Origin of the sequence: Streptomyces sp. CB02366 (assembly GCF_001905905.1) — a bacterium.
In the GTDB taxonomy this organism is placed as follows: domain Bacteria; phylum Actinomycetota; class Actinomycetes; order Streptomycetales; family Streptomycetaceae; genus Streptomyces.
Map to the genome: position 1 here is coordinate 663,531 of NZ_LIVT01000001.1, position 19,158 is coordinate 682,688.

Consider the following 19,158-nt stretch of genomic DNA (forward strand, 5'->3'; position numbering starts at 1 on the left):
GAAACAGGGGCGCGGGCTCAGCCGAGGTGCTGAGGGCCGAACGCCTGCGGCAGCATCGCGTCCAGCGTGCGCAGCCCGTCGGGCGTCTCCAGGAGGAGTTCCGGCCCGCCGAACTCGTACAGCAGCTGGCGGCACCGGCCGCACGGCACCAGGATCGCCCCGGCGCCGTCCACGCAGGTGAAGTGGGTCAGCCGGCCGCCGCCGGTGGCCTGGAGCGTGGAGACCAGACCGCACTCGGCGCAGAGCGAGAGTCCGTAGCTGGCGTTCTCCACGTTGCAGCCGGTGACGGTGCGGCCGTCGTCCACGCGGGCGGCCACCCCGACCGGGTAGCCGGAGTAGGGGGCGTACGCGCGGGACATGGCGTCCCGCGCCGCCTCCCGCAGGGCCTCCCAGTCGGACGCGCCGAAGGCCGCCGCCGCTGCCGCGTCCTCGGCGGCCGGCGGCGTCACTTGCCCTCCCCCTTGCGGTACGGCACGCCGTCCGCCTTGGGCATCCGCAGGCGTTGCGCGGAGAGCGAGAGGACCAGCAGCGTCGTGACGTACGGGGCCGCGTCGACGAACTGGCTGGGCACCTGGTCGGTCAGGAAGTACCAGGTGAACAGCAGCGCCGAGACGGCCGCCGAGATCACCGCGGCGACGTACTTCTTCCGGTACAGCTGCCAGAACACCGCGATGACCAGCAGGATCGCCAGCAGGAGCAGCATGGCGTGGACGTTCTCCGCGCCGCCGCGCAGCTTGAGGCTGTCGGTGAAGCCGAAGAGGCCGGCGCCCAGCGCCATACCGCCGGGCATCCAGTTGCCGAAGATCATCGCGGCGAGGCCGATGTAGCCGCGGCCGCCGGTCTGGCCCTCCTGGTAGATGCCGGTGGCGACGATGGCGAGGAACGCGCCGCCGAGGCCCGCCAGACCGCCGGAGACCGTGACGGCGATGTACTTGTACTTGTACACGTTGACGCCGAGGGTCTCGGCGGCCACCGGGGACTCGCCGCAGGAGCGCAGCCGCAGACCGAACGGGGTGCGCCACAGGATCCACCAGGTGGCGGGGATCAGCAGCAGGGCGACGACGGTGAGCAGGGAGAGGCCGGTGACCAGGCCGCCGATGATGCCCGCCAGGTCGGAGACCAGGAACCAGTGCTGCTGCTGGAGGTCCTGCAACCAGTCCGAGAGGCCCGGAATGGTGATCTTGTCGATCGGTTCGACGCGCGGGGACTGCTTGGAGGAGCCGCCCTGGACGCCGTCGAAGGCGAAGTTGGAGAGGTAGCGGGTGATGCCGACGGCGAGGATGTTGATCGCCACACCGGAGACGATGTGGTTCACGCCGAAGGTGACGGTGATGACCGCGTGCAGCAGACCGCCGAGGCAGCCGCCGAGGATGCCGAAGAGGACGCCCATCCACGGGCCCCACTGGAACCCGGCCCAGGCTCCGAACCAGGTGCCGAGGATCATCATGCCTTCGAGGCCGATGTTGACGACGCCCGCGCGCTCGGCCCACAGGCCGCCGAGTCCGGCGAGGCCGATCGGGACGGCGAGTTCCAGGGCGCCGGCGACCTGGCCGACCGAGGTGATGTCGTCGGCACCGCTGATCAGGCGCACCAGCGAGACGAGGGCGAGCGCCCCCGCGATGATCAGCAGGACGACGGGCAGGGAGAGTTTGCTGCGTCCGCCCTTGACGGGGGCGGGCCGTGCGGCGGTGGCTTTGCTGGTGCTCACAGGGCCGCCTCCTTCTCGGTCGTGAGGGCATGGCCGGCGGCGAGCTCTTCGCCGACCTTCTGCTGCTGGCGGCGGACGCCGTAGCGGCGTACCAGCTCGTAGGAGACGACGACCGAGATCACGATCAGGCCCTGCATGATCGTGGCGATCTCCTTCTCGTACCCGTACTGGTCGAGCGAGGCGGACGACTTGTCCAGGAAGGCGATCAGCAGGGCGCTGAAGGCGATGCCGAGCGGGTTGTTGCGGCCCAGCAGCGCGATGGTGATGCCGGTGAAGCCGATGCCGGTGGGGAAGTCGAGGCTGTAGGTGTGGGTGTCGCCGAGCAGGGTCGGCATGCCCGCCAGTCCCGCGACGGCGCCGGAGATCAGCATCGAGGTGAGGATCATCTTCTTGGCGTCCACGCCGGACGCCTGGGCGGCGCTCTCGCTGGCGCCGGTGGCCCGCAGGTCGAAGCCGAACCGGGTGCGGTTGAGCACGAACCAGTACAGGAGGCCGCAGCCGGCGGCGACGAAGGTGAAGCCGTAGATCTCGCCGGCCTGGTCGCCCATCGGCAGTCCGGGGAACCAGCCGGACTCCGGGATCTCACCGGTGGTGAGGTTGTTGGAGCCGGCGGGCTGCTCGCCGAAGTTCTTCGGCAGGATCAGCCAGGCGACCAGCGCGGTGGCGATCGAGTTGAGCATGATCGTCGAAACGACCTCGCTCACCCCGCGGGTGGTCTTGAGGAAGCCCGCGATGCCCGACCAGAACGCGCCGACCAGCATGGCGACGACCACGATCAGCGCGATGTGCAGCGGGCCCGGCAGGTTCACGCTGGCGCCGACCAGCGCGGCCAGCATGGCGGCGAGGCGGTACTGGCCGTCGACGCCGATGTTGAAGAGGTTCATCCGGAAGCCGACCGCGACCGCGAGGGCGGCCAGGTAGTACGTACCGGCCTGGTTGACGATCAGGACCTGTACGTCGACGTAGCTCGCCGACTCGAACATGATCCGGTACGGCTCGAAGGGGTTGCGGCCGGAGGCGAGCAGCACCACGGTCGTCAGCACGAGGGCGACGACCAGGGCGAGCACCGGGCCGGCGAAGCCCAGGATCAGCCGGTCCTTGTCGATTTTCTTCATCGGGCCTCGTCCTCCGGGCTTTCGAGGTGACCGGTGGCGGCGCCGGTCATGGCCGAGCCCAGTTCCTCCGGGGTGATGGTGGCCGGGTCGGCGTCGGCGACCAGTCGGCCGCGGTACATGACGCGCAGGGTGTCGGAGAGCCCGATCAGCTCGTCCAGGTCGGCCGAGATCAGCAGCACGGCCAGCCCTTCGCGGCGGGCCTCGCGGATCTGGTCCCAGATCTGCGCCTGCGCGCCGACGTCCACCCCGCGGGTGGGGTGGGCGGCGATCAGGAGCTTGGGGGCGTGGCTCATCTCGCGGCCGACGATCAGCTTCTGCTGGTTGCCGCCGGAGAGGGAGGCCGCGGTGACCTCGATGCCGGGGGTGCGCACGTCGTACTCGCGCACGATGCGCTCGGTGTCGGTGCGGGCCGCCTTGTTGTCCAGCAGCCAGCCGCGGCTGTTGGGCTTCTCGGTGACGTGGCCGAGGATGCGGTTCTCCCACAGCGGGGCGTCCAGCAGGACGCCGTGGCGGTGGCGGTCCTCGGGGATGTAGCCGATGCCGGACTCGCGGCGCCTGCGGGTGGGGGCGTGCGAGATGTCGTCCTGGTCGAGGGTGATGGTCCCGCCGTCCGGGTCGCGCATGCCCATCAGGGCCTCGATCAGCTCGGTCTGCCCGTTGCCCTCGACGCCGGCGATGCCGAGGACCTCGCCCTGGTGGATGGTGAAGTCGATGCCGGCGAGCACGTCGCGGACGGTGCCGTCGGGGTCGGTGACGGTGAGCGCCAGGTCCCGCACGCGCAGCATGGGCACGTCGGTGACGGTGGACTCGCGGGTCTCCGGCGAGGGCAGTTCGCTGCCGACCATCAGCTCGGCGAGCTGCTTGGGCGTGGTGGTGGCCGGGTCGGCGGTGCCCACGGTCGTACCGCGGCGGATCACCGTGATGTCGTCGGCGACGGAGAGCACCTCGCCCAGCTTGTGCGAGATGAAGATGACGGTGAGGCCCTCGGCCTTGAGCTCGCGCAGGTTGGCGAAGAGCGCGTCGACCTCCTGCGGCACGAGGACCGCGGTCGGCTCGTCGAGGATCAGGATGCGGGCGCCCCGGTAGAGCACCTTGAGGATCTCCACGCGCTGCCGGTCGGCGACCCCGAGGTCCTCCACGAGCGCGTCGGGCCGGATGCCCAGGCCGTACGCGTCGGAGATCTCCTTGATCTTCTTCCGGGCGCCGGACCCGATGCCGTACAGCTTCTCGCCGCCGAGGACGACGTTCTCCAGGACGGTGAAGTTGTCGGCGAGCATGAAGTGCTGGTGCACCATGCCGATGCCCCGCCCGATGGCGTCGCCCGGGTTGGAGAACGAGACCTGCTCTCCGTTGATCGCGATGGTGCCCTCGTCCGGCTTCTGCATGCCGTAGAGGATCTTCATCAGGGTGGACTTGCCGGCGCCGTTCTCACCGACGAGGGCGTGGACCGTGCCCTTGCCGATCGTGATGTCGATGTCGTGGTTGGCGACGACGCCGGGGAAGCGCTTGGTGATGCCGTGCAGTTCTACGGCAGGGGGGCTGCTGGACGCGTTGATGACGCACTCTCCTTGGCCGGACAGGAGCGGGGGCGGAGGGGCTGGGGGTGTCGGGCACCCCCCGAGGGGCGGGGTGAAGTTATCGCGCCGGAGGGCTGTCTACACGCGTAGCGCTGCCGAATCGTGAAACACGGGGTGCACGTCACGGTCCGGACGCGGGGTCCGGACCGGGATGGGAGAGCACGGCGAGAGGCGGAACTTCTTCGTGGGGCCGCGCGGGACCTTCGCGGTCCCATCGCGCGGGACGGTGGTGCGGAAGCCGGTGCGCCGGGCGGGGCGGGCCCGGGGCCCCGTCGGTCCACCGGCCGCGGAGCGGGACGGGGGACGGACGGGGCCCGGGGAAACCAGCCGTGCGGCGGAAGGCGCCGAACCGCTTACGGGGCGGTCTTGACGGTGATCTTGCCGTCGATGATCTCCTGCTTGGCCTTGTCGACGGCCGCGATGACGTCGGTCATCTTGGCGAACGCCGGGTTGGACATCGACAGGCCGACGCCGTCCTTGTCCAGGCCGTAGCGGATCTCACCGGTGGTCGGCTTGCCGTCCTTGACCGACTTGATCAGGTTGAACACGGAGTCCTCGACGTCCTTGGTGACGGAGGTGAGGATGGACTCCTTGTAGGCCGCGAGGCCCTTCTGCTGGTACTGGTCGGAGTCGACGCCGATGTTCCACTTGCCTGCCTTGGAGGCGGCCTCGATGGCGCCGGAGCCGGCCAGACCGGCGGCCGAGTAGATCACGTCGGCCTTCTTGTCGAGCTGGCCCTGGGCGGCGGCCTTGCCGAGGTCGGGCTTGGAGAAGCCGTCGAAGTTCGGCGGCTGCGTCAGGTACTGCGGGAGGACCTTGACCGAGGGGTCGGTGTCCTTGGCGCCCTGGACGAACCCGGCCTCGAACTTCTTGATCAGCGGGGTCTCGACACCGCCGATGAAGCCGATCGTCTTCGTCTTGGTGACCTTGGCGGCGGCGACGCCGGCGAGGTAGGAGCCCTGCTCCTCGTTGAAGACGATGTTGGCGATGTTGTCGCCGGTCACCGAGGCGTCGTCGATGATGCCGAAGGTGGTCTTCGGGAACTTCGGGGCGACCTTCTTGATGGCGGGCGCGTAGGCGAAGCCGACGCCGATCACCGGGTTGTTGCCGGAACGGGCCAGCTCGGTGAGGCGCTGGACCTTGTCGGCGTCGCCCTCGCCGTCGGAGGGCTCGGCCTCGCTGCCCTTGATGCCGAGGTCCTTCTCCGCCTTGGCGAGACCGGCGTAGGCGGCGTCGTTGAACGACTGGTCGCCGCGACCGCCGATGTCGTACGCGATGGCGGCCTTGTCGCCGTCCTTGCCGGAACCCGCGTCCGACGAAGATTTCCCGCCACAGGCGGTGACGCTGAGTGCAAGCGCCGCGGACGCAATGCCCACGGTGGTGATCCTGGTGATCCGGCGCAAGGGAGGCTCCTTCAAACCTGACCGAAGCGCCTCTTCCGGCGCTGGTTTCGCGGCGATCGTAACGCGCGTAGATGTCAGATAAGAGCACGTACGGAAGCCGTTATCGGATCGTCGTGAACAGAAGCGGTCCCGCGGGTCCACGAACGGCCCGCGAAGACCGCGTCAACGCTCCGCTAACGGTTCCCGTCGAGCAGTGCCGCGGCGGTGAACAGCTCGACACCCACGGTGATGGCCTCTTCGTCCACGTCGAAGTTGCCGCGGTGCAGGTCGAGCCCGCGCGTGTCACCCGGCGTCCGGACGCCGAGGCGGGCCATCGCGCCGGGGACCTTCTCCAGGTACCAGGAGAAGTCCTCCCCGCCCAGGCTCTGCTCGGTGTCCTCGATCGCGTACGAACCGCGGCGCTCGGTCATCGCGGCGTCCAGCAGGCCGATGGACTCGGCGTCGTTCACCACGGGCGGCACGCCCCGTACGTAATCGATCACGGTCTTGGCCCGGTGCATTCCGGCCACCTCGTCCACGGCGGCGTGCACCAGGTCGGGGGCTTCGCGCCAGGCGTCCAGGTTCAGGCAGCGGACGGTGCCGGACAGCTCGGCGTGCTGCGGGATGACGTTGGGGGCGTGCCCGGTCTCCAGTCGGCCCCAGGTCAGCGCGAGCCCGGAGCGGGCGTCGACCCGGCGGGCGAGCAGGGCGGGCACGTCCACGGCGATCCGGGCGGCGGCGGTGACCAGGTCGGTGGTCAGGTGCGGGCGGGCGGTGTGGCCGCCGGGGCCGTCGAGGGTGACCTCCAGGCGGTCGCAGGCCGAGGTGATGGCCCCGATCCGCAGTCCGATCCGCCCGACGTCCACCTTCGGGTCGCAGTGCACGCCGATGATCCGCCCGACGCCCTCCAGCACCCCGGACTCGATCGCGTCGACCGCGCCGCCGGGCAGGACCTCCTCGGCCGGCTGGAAGATCAGCCGCACGGCGTTGGGCAGCCGCCCCTGCCGGTCGAGTTCGGCGAGCACGAGGCCCGCGCCGAGCACGGTGGTGGTGTGCACGTCGTGGCCGCAGGCGTGCGCCCGGTCGGGCACGGTGGACCGGTAGGGCACGTCGGCCTTGGTGTCCGGGATCGGCAGCGCGTCGATGTCCGCCCGCAACGCCAGCATCGGCGTCACTCCGTCCCACTCCCCCACGTCGCACATGAGCCCGGTCCCGACCCGGAGGACCCGCGGCTTGAGCCCGGCCTTCTCCAGCCGGTCCTTGACGGCGGCGGTGGTACGGAACTCCTGGTTGCCCAGCTCGGGGTGCATGTGCAGGTCCCGGCGGAAGGCGATCAGCTCGGCCCGGAGCTCGTCCGGGAGCCGCCCCGGCAGACCGCCTCCCCCCGGCTGCTCGGCGTCGGGCAGGTCGTGGGGGCGGGAGGCGCGGGACTTCACGTGGTTCACCTGATCAAGCGTAGGCCCCTCGGCCCCCCAACTGGCCAGGGATCAGCGAAATTTCAGCCGTGCAGGGGAACAAAGTCCGCGCGGGGACGTGTGGTGCGGGGCGATTCCGGGTATACCGGCCCGGCTTCGAACGAGGGCGCGCGCGGCCTCGCGGGAAGGGCGCAGGACACCGGGACAGGTGCCCCTGGGACCGTACGCACGTGCGCCGGGCCCCTCTCGTCGGCGGGTCCTGGCCACGGACTCGGCGCCCCCTTCCTCCTGAACCGGCTGCCACGCCTCCCCGGTCGGCCCCGAGGGGCGGTGAACGGCGGCCCGCCGACCGGAAAGCCGCACATGCGGGACGTCCACAGCCCCGACACGGCGGCCGGTCGGTCGGACCCTGCCGCGTACCACTACGTCGGCGGCCGACGCCATCCGTCGCGGCTCCGCGGCCTCAGGTCGCCACCGACGAAAGCCGCTGCACCCCCCGCGCCGTCTCCGTGACCCCGCTCAGGAAGCCCTCGGCGCGGGGGGAGGCCGTGGCGCGGAGCCATTCCGGGGCGATGTCGCAGACCGCGACGTTCACGCCCGTGCCGGCCAGAGCCAGCGGGAGGGTGTGGACGACCGTGGAGGGGAAGCTGACGATCGTGCGGCCGATGGGGCCGCGGCGGGCGATCAGTTCCAGGGGGAGGTCGGGGCGGACGATCTCCAGGCCGGTGGCGGCTTCCAGGGCGTGGAGCTTCTCGGCGGACTCGCGGCGGTGGGCGAAGTAGCGGGTGGCGCCGTGGGTGCGGGCCAGGGCCGCGACCGCCTCCTGGTACGGGACGGGGTCGACGACGCCCGTCTCGACCAGGGAGGTGCCGACCAGGTCCGCGCCCCTGCCGATGCTGGGCGGGCCGAAGCGGGCGCGGGTCCAGGCGAAGGTGTTCGGGGTGACCGCGATGCCGGGCGGAGCCTCGACCGGCATCGCGGTGAACACCTCGACCGTGTGGTTCGCCCTCGGGGTGAAGCGGCGGCGGGCCGTCGCCGTGACCGGGGCCAGGACCAGTTCGCGCGGTCCCGTGCGGCCCCGGCGGTGCCAGCGCGTCAGGCGCTCGCCCCGGGCCAGCTGGGCGACGAACTCCATGGTGGCCGTGCCGTCGTCGACCACCGTGAGGCGGTCGGCGCGGACCAGGGTCAGCAGGAGCTGGACGTACCGGGAGAACGGGTCGCCGATCACTATGTGGTCCGCGCGCCGGACCAGGCCGGCCAGGGCGCGCAGGGCCTTCAGGGGCGCGCCGGAGTCCCCGCGCGCCTCCTGCCAGCGGACCGTGATGCCCTCGTCGCGGGCCAGCTCCGCCATCCGGCGCAGCTGACCGCGCGACATCGGGTCGACCGGGGGGAGGACGACGACCGTGGTGGCGGCCGGATCGTCTCCCCCCTGGGTGTGAACCCACTCCAGGACGTTCAGGAGCTGGACCGGGCTCTCGACGAAGGCGAGGTTCACCGGTCGGCGCTCAGACCGCGACCGGCTCGGGGGCCGGCGCGTTCTCGGTCTCGGCGACGACGCCCGCGACGCGGCGGAGCTTCTTCATCGGGCCGAGCTCGGACTCGTACACCTTCTTGACGCCGTCGCCGAGCGACTGCTCGATGGTGCGGATGTCGCGGACCAGGCGGGCCAGGCCCTGCGGCTCGACGGAGGCGGCCTGGTCGGAGCCCCACATGGCGCGGTCCAGGGTGATGTGGCGCTCGACGAAAGTGGCGCCCAGCGCGACGGCGGCGAGGGTGGTCTGGAGGCCGGTCTCGTGGCCGGAGTAGCCGATCGGGACGTTCGGGTACTCCTGCTGGAGGGTGTTGATGACCCGCAGGTTCAGCTCCTCGGCCTTCGCCGGGTAGGTGGAAGTGGCGTGGCAGAGCAGGATGTTGTCGCTGCCCAGGACCTCGACCGCGTGGCGGATCTGCTTCGGGGTGGACATGCCGGTGGAGAGGATGACCGTGCGGCCGGTGGCGCGCAGGGCGCGCAGCAGCTCGTCGTCGGTGAGGGAGGCGGAGGCCACCTTGTGGGCGGGGACGTCGAACTTCTCCAGGAAGGCGACGGCCTCGGTGTCCCACGGGGAGGCGAACCAGTCGATGCCGCGCTCGGCGCAGTGCTCGGCGATGGCGGTGTACTCGGCCTCGCCGAACTCGACGCGGTGGCGGTAGTCGATGTACGTCATCCGGCCCCAGGGGGTGTCGCGCTCGATGTCCCACTGGTCGCGCGGGGTGCAGATCTCCGGGGTGCGCTTCTGGAACTTGACGGCGTCGCAGCCTGCTTCGGCGGCGGCGTCGATCAGCGCGATGGCGTTGTCGAGGTCGCCATTGTGGTTGATGCCGATCTCACCCGTGATGTAGACGGGGTGGCCGGGGCCGGCGGTGCGGGTGCCGAAGGTGCGCAGGCGGGAGGTGCTGGTCATGGTGGTGCTTCCTTACGTGGTGGGGACGGTGGGGGCGGGAGTGGTGGTCAGGGTGGGGCCCAGCAGCCAGGCCGCGATCTCGCGGACGGCGCCGTAGCCCCCGGGGGTGGTCGTGACGGCGCGCGCGGCGGCGCGTACCGAGTCGTGGGCGCTCGCGACCGCGACGGGCCAGCCGGCGAGGGAGAAGCAGGGCAGGTCGTTGACGTCGTTGCCGACGTAGAGGACCCGCTCGGGGGCGATGGCGTGCTCGTCGCACCACCGCTTCAGGGCCTCGTCCTTGCGGTCGATGCCGTGCAGGACGGGGACCTGGAGCTTGCGGGCCCGGGCGGCGACGACCGGGTTCTGCTCGGTGGAGAGGATCAGGAGCGGCACGCCGGCCTTGCGCAGTGCGGCGATGCCCAGGCCGTCGCCCCGGTGCACGGCGACGGTCTCGCGGCCGTCCGAGTCGATCATGACCCGGTCGTCGGTCTGGGTGCCGTCGAAGTCCAGGACGACCGCGTCCACGTCCGCGAGGGAGGGCAGCGGGGAGGGGTCCAGGAGCGGGGCGAGCGCGCGGGCGCGGGCCAGGTCGTGCGGGTCGTCGATCTCCAGCACCCGCGCCGGGTCGGTGCGGACGAGGGCGGTGTGGCCGAAGAAGCGGTGGCGGTGGGTGCGGAAGCCCGCCGCGTCCATCGCGTAGGCGGCGCCGGTCTCCAGCAGGTCCTCGGGGCGGTCCTGGCGGCGGGGGCGTACGGACTTGTCGTGGTTGACGCCGTACGTGCCCTCCTCGACCGCGTGCCCGTCGCGCCAGACGAAGCCGTGGAACGGGGCGACCGTGACGGCCGTGTCCGCGCCCTCCTGGGCCACCGCCCTGGCCACGCCGTCGATGTCCTCGCGGGAGACGAAGGGGCTGGTGCACTGGACGAGGAGGACCACGTCGACGGTCCGGGCGCGTTCGGCCTCGTAGACGTCCAGGGCGTGCAGGACGGCCGCTTCGCTGGTGGCGGCGTCGCCCGCGATGGCGGCGGGGCGCTCCACGCAGTGCAGCCGGTGGGCGGCCCGGAGGTCGGCGGCGGCGGTGCGGGCGGCCTCGGCGATGGCCCCGTCGTCGGTGGTGACGACGACGTCGGTGACCTCGGGGGCGCCGAGGGCGGCGCGGACGGCACGGGCGACCAGGGGGATGCCGCCGACCTCGGCGAGGTTCTTGGCGGGGACGCCCTTGGACCCGCCGCGGGCGGGGATCACGGCGACGACGGTCGGGGTCGGGGGCGGCTGCATCGCTGCTCCTGGTGTGGTGGGGGTTCCTGACGGGGTGGGCCCCGGGGCGGGAGCGGTCACAGCTCCCCCATCCGGCGGATCACCGGGGCGACGCGCTGGACGCCGTGGCGGTAGGCGCCCCGGGCCGCGTTGCGGACGGTCTCGCGGACCGCGCCCCGGACCCGGCCCGGCTCCTGCGGTGCGGCGGCGCCGGGCAGGGGCGTGCCGTCGGGGGCCAGTTGGTGGCGGCCGAGGATGCCGGGGAGGTAGCCGGGGGCGGTGGCGGGCGTGTAGTAGGGGGCGAGCGGCGGGAGTTCGCCGCCGTCGAGGAGGGCGGCGACCTTGGCGCGGGCGGCGTCGTAGGCGGTGCCGTACGAGCCGTCGGCGGCGACGCCCTGCCGTGCCACCCACTCCGCGTCCGGCCGGGGCCGCGTCCCGCCGTCGAGCCGGTCCCAGGAGGTGAGGAGTCCGGAGCCGACGAAGTGGTGGTTGCCGAGCGGCTCGCGGACGCCGAGGTCGGTGAGGATCGCGGTGGGGATGCGGCGGTGCAGCGACTCCAGGGCGGCGGTCGAGGAGACCGTGACCAGGAGGTCGGTGCGGTCCAGGACCTCGCCCATGTGCCCGTATACGAGGCGGAAGTTGGGCGGCAGGCCGCCGGGCAGCCGCTGTGCGAGCTTCTGGTAGGGCAGCTCCTCGATGTGCGTGGTGTGCTCGCCGGGCTTGGAGCGCAGTTTCAGCAGCACCTCGCGGCGCGGGTGCAGCCGGGCGTGCTCGACGAGCCGGCGCAGGAGGTACGTACGGTCGGCGCGCGTGGCCGGGACGGAGGGCTGGGCGGCGAACACCACGGTGTCGCGGCCCTCTTCGGGGCGGTACGGGGCCCCGCCGAGGAAGGGGAGGGCCGCCTCGGTGACCGCCGAGGCGTCGGCGCCCACCCCCTCGTACACCGCGCGGAAACGCTCCGCGTCGTGGGCCGAGTTGGCGAGGACGACGTCCGCGCCGTGGCGCAGCAGCAGCCCGTCGGCCAGCTTCTCGTAGACGACGCCGACGTATCCGGTGACGACGACGGGCCGCCGCGGGAGATCCAGGGCGGCCAGGCCGTGCAGCATGGCCTGGACGCCGCCGCCGACGAGGGCGAGGACGACGACGTCGTACGCCTCGTGGCGCACGGTGTGCAGGAACTCGACGGCGGTGACCTCGCGGACCCGCCCGGCGTCGATCCCGACCTCGCCGACCTCCGCCAGCTGGCGGGGCGTCGGGGTGGCCCGGCCGCGCAGCAGCAGCCCGCTGACCTCGACGGGACGCGCGCCCGGCCCACCGGACTCGGCGGTCAGACGGCGCGCGGTGAGCGCGCCCCATTTCCACCGGGTGTCGGAATCGGCGAGGACGGCGACCCGCAGCGCCGGTCGGGGTGCGGCGGGGCTTTCGGCCGGATCGGCCTGAGGGCTGGTACGTGGGGGCACATCCCAGAAATTAGGAAGGCATTTCGATGGGCGGCCCAACACAACAGCAACAAATGGTTAACAGGCGGCCGACGCTTGGGGAATCGGCGGACCGGGCGCACCAAAAGGGCTTTTACGAGGCCCAGTTCACCTGTCCTCCAGCCGTCGTTCACCTGCCGCTCGCGGCGCAGGAGGGAATCGGGTCCGCGCCGGGGCCGCGTGCCGGCGCCGCGATATTTTCCGGCGCATCCGTTTTCGGCCGCACTTCTTCGTGAAGAAAGGCGAATTCCCTCGTCCGGCCTGCAGGCCTGCACGGAAAGCGATCCGGGCGGTGGCGGTGAATCCGGCCGGGGCGCCGCCCCCGCCTTGTCCCCGGCCGTACCCGGCGCCGGGTGCGCGCCGCCGCACGACACGGCGTCGGGCGGGGCCCGCCTCCGGGCCCCGGCGGCGGGGCGGCCGTCGTCGATTCACCGCCCCGACGGCCGTCGTTCACCTGGCGTCCTCGTCGGGGACAAGGGCTGTGCCGCGGCCCCGCCTAACGTCGTCCGCGTGGTCAAGCTCTCCGTCATCGTGCCGTTCTTCAACGTGCGGCCCTACGCCTCCGACACCCTCCGAAGTCTGCGGGCCAACGCCCGTGAGGACTTCGAGTTCCTCCTCGTCGACGACTGTTCGACCGATGGGACGACCCGGCTCCTGGAGCGGGCCGCGGACGAGGTCCCCGGGGCGGTCCTGCTGCGCCACGAGGTGAACGGCGGTCTCGCGACCGCGCGCAACACCGGCCTGGACGCGGCACGCGGCGAGTACATCGCCTTCCTGGACGGTGACGACTGGCTGGCCGCGGGGCACTACGCACGGCTGGTGGCCCGGACCGAGGCGCTGGGGTGCGACTTCGTGCGCATCGACCACGTCCGGGCGGACGGGAGGTCCCGGACCGTGCACCGGGTTCCGCACGGGCCGCACGGAGTGGTCGGCGATCCCCGCGCCGCGATCCTGCCCGCCCACCGCACCACGTCGGTGGATTACGCGTTCGCCTGGGCGGGCCTCTACCACCGGCGGCTGCTGGACCGGGGGCTGCTGCGTTTCACCGAGGGGCTGCGCACGGCGGAGGACCGGCCGTGGATCTGGCGGCTGCACCGGGAGGCGGAATCCTTCGCCGTGCTGGGGCTGCTCAGCCATTTCTACCGGCGCGGGGTGGCCACCTCGCTGACCCGGATCGGGGACGAACGCCGGCTCGATTTCCTGCGGGCCTACGACGAGGTCGTCGCCGGGGCCGCAGCCGACCGCGACGCGGACGCCCTGCTGCCGAAGGCCGTCCGCACCTACTGCGCGGTCCTCGCCCACCACCTGGGCGCCCTCGACGCGTTCGAACCCGCCGTGGCCCGCGCGCTGAAGTCGCGCGGGGCGGAGGCCCTGGGGAGACTGCCGCAGCGGCTGCTGGACGAGGCGCTCGACGCCATGGACGTGACACGGGCGGCCCGGGTGCGCAGGCTGCGCCGCCGACCGGTCGCCGCGAAGGGGGCCTCGGCCATATGACCGTCAGGATCTTCCACGCCTCCTCGCCCGAGGCGGTGGTGCTGCTCGCCGCGGCGATCGACGCGGGGTGCTTCACCGAGCCGGACCGCCGCGTCCTGCTGCTCTCCCGGCTCGGGGCGGCCCCGGAGGCCGCCCCCGACCTCTCGGAGACCGCCGGCTTCGAGCTGCTGCGCGACCGGTTCGACGAAGTCCGCTCCTGGAACGACGCGATCGCCCCCTTCCACCCGGCCGGCTGGCTGCCCCGGGCGGACGACGCCCCGCTGTGGGAACGCCACTTCCGGCGCGCGTGGGGGCTGGGCGGGGCGGAGGTGGAGCTGGTGGTGGACTCCCCGCACGCCGGGCCGGCCCGGGCCCTCACCCAGGTGTTCGCCGGGGTTCCGGTCGACGCGTACGCGGAGGGGCCAGGCGGTTACGGCCCGACCGGGGAGAAGATCCCGCCGCTGACCGGGGCCCGGGTGCGGCGGTTGCTCCATCCGGACCTGGTCCCCGGGGCGCGCCCGCTGCTCCTGGGCGAGTACGAGGTGGAGTCGCGGACCGTACCGGCCGAGGCGATCGTGAAGGTGGTCGCCGAACTCGCTTCCTCGGCCGTGGAGACGCCCGCCGTCGAGGCGCCCGCCCTGCTGCTCGGACAGGATCTCGCCGGAGCCGGGCTGATCACAGCGGCCGAGGAGGCGGGGCTGCGGCTGGAGATGGTGCGCGGGGCGGCCGCCCTCGGCCACACCCGGCTGGTGTACGCGCCGGACCCGTACACCCCGTGGGAGCATCCGGCGGCCCTGCTCGCCGAGGCCGGACGGCTGGGCGTCGGACTGACGGTGCTGGGCACCGCGTCGCCGGTGCCGGCCGACGTGCTGCTGCACCGGTTGCGTCCCGCGCTGGTGGTGGGATGCACCGCGACGGCGCTGTTCGGGGCGGCCCGGTTCCACGGCCTGCCGGTGGCGGCCGTCGGCACGGAACTGCTGCTGGAACGGCTGACGCCGTACGAGAACGGCGAGCGGATACCGGCGACGCTGGCGGACGCCGTGCTGCCGCCGCTGGCGGACGGCCGGGCGGTGGCCGCGCAACGGCCTTCCGATGAGGTGGAGTTGACCGGCCTCCTCGCGGCCGTCGCGTTCGCGATGCGGCCGCGGGTCCGTCCCGACCTTCGGCCGGACGCCGAGCGCTACCTCGCCGCACACCTGGACGGCCGTACCTGGCGCTATTTCAAGCGCCGCCGCCTGGCCTCGCTGGCGCTGCCCGGCGTGGTCCCGGCGCGGCTGGCGTTCCTGCGCTCGCACCCGGCCCTGCGCCGCGCGGCCCGGAGGGCCCGGGCCCTGCGGAACGGAAGGGGCTGAGGCCCGGGGCGGGAGAGCGGGCGCCTCAGGGCCGCCCGCACGCTTCGGCGTCCCGGGTGTCCCCGCCCGTTTCGGTACCCCGTCGCCCGCCCGCACGCTGCGGGCCCCGGGGCTCCCCGCACGCGTCGGCACCCCGCTGCCCGCCCGCACGTCGGCACGCCCGCCCGCACGTCGGCACGCCGGCGCGCGCGTCGGCACCCCGTCGTCCTCCTGTCGTGCCCACGCGCGCCTCACCGCCGGGGCCCTTCGCACGGCGCCCCGCGGATGCCCGGCGGCGGCTGGGGGTCAGCCCAGGACCCTGCTCGCCCCCGCCCGCCCCCACAGCAGGGCCGCACCGAACGACAGGGCCGTCGTGGCCGCCGTGATCCCGACCACCAGCGCACCGGCGGCCGGGCCGCCCAGATCCGTGCGGACGAAGGCGTCGGTGAGGGCGCCGAGCACCAGCACATGCACGAGGTAGGCCCCGAACGACGCCTCGGACAGCCGGGTCAGGGCGGGACGCATCCGCTCCGGGACGCGCACGCCGTGCAAGGACGCCAGGACGCCGAGGCTGGACAGGGCCACCAGGACGTGGGCGTACGGAATCGCGTAGTGCACCTCGTACTGGTAGGCGATCACCCCGGCCGCGCCGGCCGCCGCGAGCAGCGACCAGGGCCACCGCCGCCTGCCGAACGCGCCCGCGGGGGCGGCGAGCAGCAGGGCTCCGAGCACCGCGTAGATCAGTTGGTACGGGGCGAAGGTCCAGCCGAAGCGCGGCAGTTCGCGGCCGAAGACCTCTCCCAGGTCGCCGAGGAGGGTGGGGGCGGCGGTCAGGACCACCAGCACCGCGCCCAGCCCCCAGGGGCGCTTGCCCGCCCGGACCAGGACGACCAGGCCCAGGACCAGGACCACGGGGAGGTAGGCGTACAGGTACCAGAGGTGGTAGGCCGGGCGGACCGAGGCGAGGAGGGCCTCCGGGGCGAGTCGGCGGACCGGGTCGTCGTTGGTGTCCCGGAGCGCGCCCCAGACCAGGTAGAGAGCGGTCCAGACGGCGAGCGGCACGACGATGCGCACGACGCGTCGCCGCAGCCGTGCGCCGTCCTTGGGCGGGGCCCCGACCAGGACCACCCAGCCGGCGATGGCGAAGAAGAGCGGCACGGCGAACCGCCCGAGGGAGTCGGCGGTCAGCCCGGCCCAGTAGGCGCCGGGCCCCTGCGCGGCCGTCCGCCCCACCGCGTTCACGAACGCGGAACCGGTGTGGAGGCCGATCACGGCGACCGAGCAGAGCAGCCGGATCAGGTCGATGTCGTAGCGGTGCTCGCGGACCGGCAGGACCGCTTCCGGGGTCGTCGGCGCGGAAGCGGGGGCCGGGGCGGAGGGTGTGGGAGGCATGGTCCTCAGGGGGTGGGTCGAGCTGCGCGGAGCGCGCGGGGCGGGTCGCGGGACGGCGCCGCCGGTGTGGGCCCCGGCCCCGGGTCAGAGGCCCAGGGTGCTGCGGGTGCGCCGTACGGTGCGGCGCAGTCGGACCGCCGCTCCGCGGGGACCGCCGCCGGGCAGGGTGAGGCTCTGCAGGCGGCGGCGTTTGACGTAGTGCTGGGTGGTCGGGTCGAGGTGCTCCCGCAGCCAGGCTTCGGCGTCGGCCCGCAGGCCGGGGTTGAGCTTGGCCTGCATGCAGTAGCCGACGGTCCGTACCAGCGGGGCGAGGGTGTCCGGTGCGGTGCGCGGCAGCCGGGGCACCGGTTCGGAGCCCTGCGCGTCCAGGTCGGGCACGAGGTGGTCGGTGATCGTCAGGGGGATGCGGTTGCTGTTCTCGTACGGGGTGATCCGGTCGAGGACCAGCCGGGTGCCGACGCGGGCGACGGGGATGCCGTAGTACGCGGCGGCGGTGAACATCGCGGTGGAGAAGCAGCCGACGACGAGGGTGGGAGCGCACCGCTCGTACAGCGTCTCGGCGAGCAGGGGGCCGTCGAGCGTGGTGAGGCGTACGCCGAGTTCGGCGGCGGCCTCGTCCAGGGCCCGGGAGTAGCCGGCCGGGGCGGTGGGGTGCGGTTTGAAGAGGATCGAGGTGTGCCCGGCGCGGACGGCTCCGCGCAGCATCGTCACGTGCAGGCCCTCCTCCTCCTCGGGGGTGAGGATGGAGAGGGCGGCGAGGTACTGGCCGAGCAGCATCGCGGTGGGGGCGGCGGCCTCGGCGGCGGCGAGCTTCCGGTCGTCCTCGGCCGCGGCGGCGATCTCGGAGAGGACGGCGCGGAAGGCGTCGTCGGGGACGAGTTCGGGCTCGGCGCTGGCCTCGGCGAGGAGGAGGGGGCGCAGTCCGGCCACCAGGTCGAGGTGGAGGACCCGCCGGACGCGGCAGGCGATGGACTGGGGCAGCCGGTTGCGGGTGGGCCCGTAGCTCATCAGGCCGTCGGCGTAGACGTGGACGGCGCTCTCGGAGAAGATCGCGGCGAGCGCGCGGGCCGGGTTGACCTGGATGGACTCGACGGCCAGCTCGACGGGGGCCTCGGGGGCGATGTCCCAGGCGAGGCGGAAGGCCCGCTGCCACAGGACGGTCTCCTCGGAGCGGGGGCCCCAACCGCTGGGGTGGTGCGGGCTGATGGCCTCGTTCCAGTCGACGACGGTGTCGAAGCGGGCGGCGAGGGTGCCGTAACCGCGCATCTCCTCCAGGCGCAGGGCGGTCTCGGGGACGGCCGCGTTGTTGGAGACCAGCAGGATGCGGCGGCTGTCCCGGGCGCGGCCGAACTGCCCCGCGTCGAGCGCGGCGGCCAGGGTGGCCAGCCCGTACAGGGTGGAGACCTGGAAGATCTGGGTGCGCGGGGGTGCGGGGGCGGGGGCGGGGGCGGGGAGGGGCATGGATCAGGCGGCCTTCTGCTTGGGGCGCAGCCGGCCGAGCAGCGTGCCGCGCTTGTCGTCGATCATCGCGAGGGTGCGGTCGAGCACGTCCTGCGGCATCCGGGCCAGCGCGGCGGTGGACTCGGCGCGCAGCCGCCGGGCGGTGCCGGGCTCGTAGTCACCGGCCTTCTCGTTGTGGAAGGCGATCATGGCGCAGTAGGTGCGCACGGCCTTCGGCAGCAGCGTCTCCGCGTCCCGGTCCGCGCTCAACTGGTCCAGCAGCGTGTCGTAGGCGGGGAAGAAGTCGAGCTGGCGCGCGTCCTTGATCTGGGTCAGGGAGGTGGTGACGCCGCGCCGGTAGAAGATGCCGTACAGCCCGAGCGCCGCGTAGCTGCGGGCGCGCAGATGGAGCTGCCATATCCACAACCGGTCCTCGGCGGTGCGCAGTTCGGTGGCGAAGCGCTGCGCGCCGTCCGCGAAGAGCCGCCGGTGGTAGATCCCGGCCCAGACGAACGGGTAGTCGACCATGGTCTCGCGCTCGGGCACGCCGATCCCGTCGCGGGGGTCGAGCAGGGTGTCCCGGAGGGGGGCGGGGGCGCGGCGCACCACGCGGGTGGTGCCGGTGGACTGGACGTGGTCGGTGCGGGCGAAGTCGCAGTCGAGTTCCCGGGCCGCGCGCACCAGGCGGTCCAGGTGGCCGGGGGCGTACCAGTCGTCGCCGTCGAGAAAGGTGAGGTAGTCGCCCTCGGCGGCGTCGATGCCGCTGTTGCGGGCGGCCGCGATGCCGGTGTTCGTCCGGTGCCTGATCACCCGGGCGCCGGGGAGCCGTTCGGCCCACTGGTCCACGATGTCCTGCGTACCGTCGGTGGACGCGTCGTCGACCAGCAGGAACTCGATGTCCGGGTCGGCGTTGCGGGCCAGACTGCCCAGGGTGGTCGGTGCATAGGGCGCGACATTGTGGAGCGGTACGACGACGGACAGTTTCGGCACGCGGCCCCTCACCTTCGATCACGGTCCCGACAACGTAGTGAGACCGTGGAAGGATCGGGTGACTCCCGGCCCGACGGCGGGTGAACTCTGCGGGTCCGCGCGATGGCCGGGGCCGGGTATCCGGGTTCGAGGCTTCGGGTCGGGGCTCCGGGCCGGAGCTCCGGATCGAGGCTCCGGGTC

15 protein-coding genes are annotated in these 19,158 nt (G+C 73.0%); 2 read left to right on the forward strand and 13 right to left on the reverse strand.

Going from position 1 to position 19,158, the window contains the following annotated elements; translation table 11 throughout:
* Nucleotides 1-17: 17 nt before the first annotated feature.
* The 10 genes from AMK24_RS02860 to AMK24_RS02905 form a co-directional block, all read right to left on the reverse strand.
* On the reverse strand, nt 18-449 hold the full coding sequence (locus tag AMK24_RS02860) for a cytidine deaminase (protein WP_073764627.1): 432 nt from the start codon (nt 447-449) through the stop codon (nt 18-20).
* Nucleotides 446-1,708: an ABC transporter permease gene (locus AMK24_RS02865; RefSeq protein WP_073764629.1), complete on the reverse strand. Its 1,263-nt coding sequence runs from the start codon at nt 1,706-1,708 to the stop codon at nt 446-448. The genes AMK24_RS02860 and AMK24_RS02865 overlap by 4 nt, the downstream gene beginning before the upstream one ends.
* Nucleotides 1,705-2,823: an ABC transporter permease gene (locus AMK24_RS02870; protein WP_073764631.1), complete on the reverse strand. Its 1,119-nt coding sequence runs from the start codon at nt 2,821-2,823 to the stop codon at nt 1,705-1,707. Before AMK24_RS02870 ends, AMK24_RS02865 begins: the two co-directional genes overlap by 4 nt.
* Nucleotides 2,820-4,403 carry an ABC transporter ATP-binding protein gene (locus AMK24_RS02875; RefSeq protein ID WP_073764633.1) on the reverse strand — a complete coding sequence of 528 codons (1,584 nt, stop codon included), beginning with the start codon at nt 4,401-4,403 and terminating at the stop codon, nt 2,820-2,822. The genes AMK24_RS02870 and AMK24_RS02875 overlap by 4 nt, the downstream gene beginning before the upstream one ends.
* A 350-nt stretch (nt 4,404-4,753) precedes the next feature.
* Nucleotides 4,754-5,803: a BMP family lipoprotein gene (locus AMK24_RS02880; protein ID WP_073764635.1), complete on the reverse strand. Its 1,050-nt coding sequence runs from the start codon at nt 5,801-5,803 to the stop codon at nt 4,754-4,756.
* Nucleotides 5,804-5,976: 173 nt separating this feature from the next.
* Complete coding sequence (locus AMK24_RS02885) at nt 5,977-7,218, reverse strand: amidohydrolase (RefSeq protein ID WP_073764637.1); 1,242 nt, start codon at nt 7,216-7,218, stop codon at nt 5,977-5,979.
* Between the two features lie 442 nt (nt 7,219-7,660).
* Nucleotides 7,661-8,692, reverse strand: a complete 1,032-nt coding sequence (locus tag AMK24_RS02890; protein WP_073764639.1) for a hypothetical protein — start codon at nt 8,690-8,692, stop codon at nt 7,661-7,663.
* Between the two features lie 10 nt (nt 8,693-8,702).
* Nucleotides 8,703-9,638: an N-acetylneuraminate synthase family protein gene (locus AMK24_RS02895; RefSeq protein ID WP_073764641.1), complete on the reverse strand. Its 936-nt coding sequence runs from the start codon at nt 9,636-9,638 to the stop codon at nt 8,703-8,705.
* Nucleotides 9,639-9,650: 12 nt separating this feature from the next.
* On the reverse strand, nt 9,651-10,895 hold the full coding sequence (locus tag AMK24_RS02900) for an acylneuraminate cytidylyltransferase (protein WP_073764643.1): 1,245 nt from the start codon (nt 10,893-10,895) through the stop codon (nt 9,651-9,653).
* Nucleotides 10,896-10,951: 56 nt separating this feature from the next.
* Entirely contained in the window at nt 10,952-12,334 is a 1,383-nt protein-coding gene (locus AMK24_RS02905) for a DUF6716 putative glycosyltransferase (protein WP_073764645.1), read from the reverse strand.
* A 528-nt stretch (nt 12,335-12,862) separates the two neighbouring features.
* Between AMK24_RS02905 and AMK24_RS02910 the strand changes: the two genes are divergently transcribed.
* Together AMK24_RS02910 and AMK24_RS02915 are read left to right on the forward strand one after the other, a co-directional pair.
* Complete coding sequence (locus tag AMK24_RS02910) at nt 12,863-13,846, forward strand: glycosyltransferase family 2 protein (protein WP_073764647.1); 984 nt, start codon at nt 12,863-12,865, stop codon at nt 13,844-13,846.
* Entirely contained in the window at nt 13,843-15,177 is a 1,335-nt protein-coding gene (locus AMK24_RS02915) for a polysialyltransferase family glycosyltransferase (protein WP_073764649.1), read from the forward strand. Before AMK24_RS02910 ends, AMK24_RS02915 begins: the two co-directional genes overlap by 4 nt.
* Nucleotides 15,178-15,462: 285 nt before the next feature.
* Here the strand turns inward: AMK24_RS02915 and AMK24_RS02920 are convergent, their stop codons facing one another.
* The 3 genes from AMK24_RS02920 to AMK24_RS02930 all read right to left on the reverse strand — a co-directional run bounded on the left by AMK24_RS02920 (nt 15,463) and on the right by AMK24_RS02930 (nt 18,978).
* Entirely contained in the window at nt 15,463-16,548 is a 1,086-nt protein-coding gene (locus tag AMK24_RS02920) for an acyltransferase (RefSeq protein WP_073764651.1), read from the reverse strand.
* A gap of 84 nt (nt 16,549-16,632) precedes the next feature.
* Nucleotides 16,633-18,009, reverse strand: a complete 1,377-nt coding sequence (locus AMK24_RS02925; protein ID WP_073764653.1) for a polysialyltransferase family glycosyltransferase — start codon at nt 18,007-18,009, stop codon at nt 16,633-16,635.
* Nucleotides 18,010-18,012: 3 nt separating this feature from the next.
* Nucleotides 18,013-18,978, reverse strand: coding sequence for a glycosyltransferase family 2 protein (locus AMK24_RS02930; protein ID WP_073764655.1), 966 nt, complete (start codon nt 18,976-18,978; stop codon nt 18,013-18,015).
* Nucleotides 18,979-19,158: the final 180 nt, after the last annotated feature.

What these genes read in the sequence shown, in the direction of transcription:
- AMK24_RS02870 (WP_073764631.1), bottom strand. Translation starts at nt 2,823, where the DNA reads ATGAAGAAAATCGACAAGGACCGGCTGATCCTGGGCTTCGCCGGCCCG.
- AMK24_RS02895 (WP_073764641.1), bottom strand. Translation starts at nt 9,638, where the DNA reads ATGACCAGCACCTCCCGCCTGCGCACCTTCGGCACCCGCACCGCCGGC.
- AMK24_RS02900 (WP_073764643.1), bottom strand. Translation starts at nt 10,895, where the DNA reads ATGCAGCCGCCCCCGACCCCGACCGTCGTCGCCGTGATCCCCGCCCGC.
- AMK24_RS02915 (WP_073764649.1), top strand. Translation starts at nt 13,843, where the DNA reads ATGACCGTCAGGATCTTCCACGCCTCCTCGCCCGAGGCGGTGGTGCTG.
- AMK24_RS02920 (WP_073764651.1), bottom strand. Translation starts at nt 16,548, where the DNA reads ATGCCTCCCACACCCTCCGCCCCGGCCCCCGCTTCCGCGCCGACGACC.
- AMK24_RS02925 (WP_073764653.1), bottom strand. Translation starts at nt 18,009, where the DNA reads ATGCCCCTCCCCGCCCCCGCCCCCGCCCCCGCACCCCCGCGCACCCAG.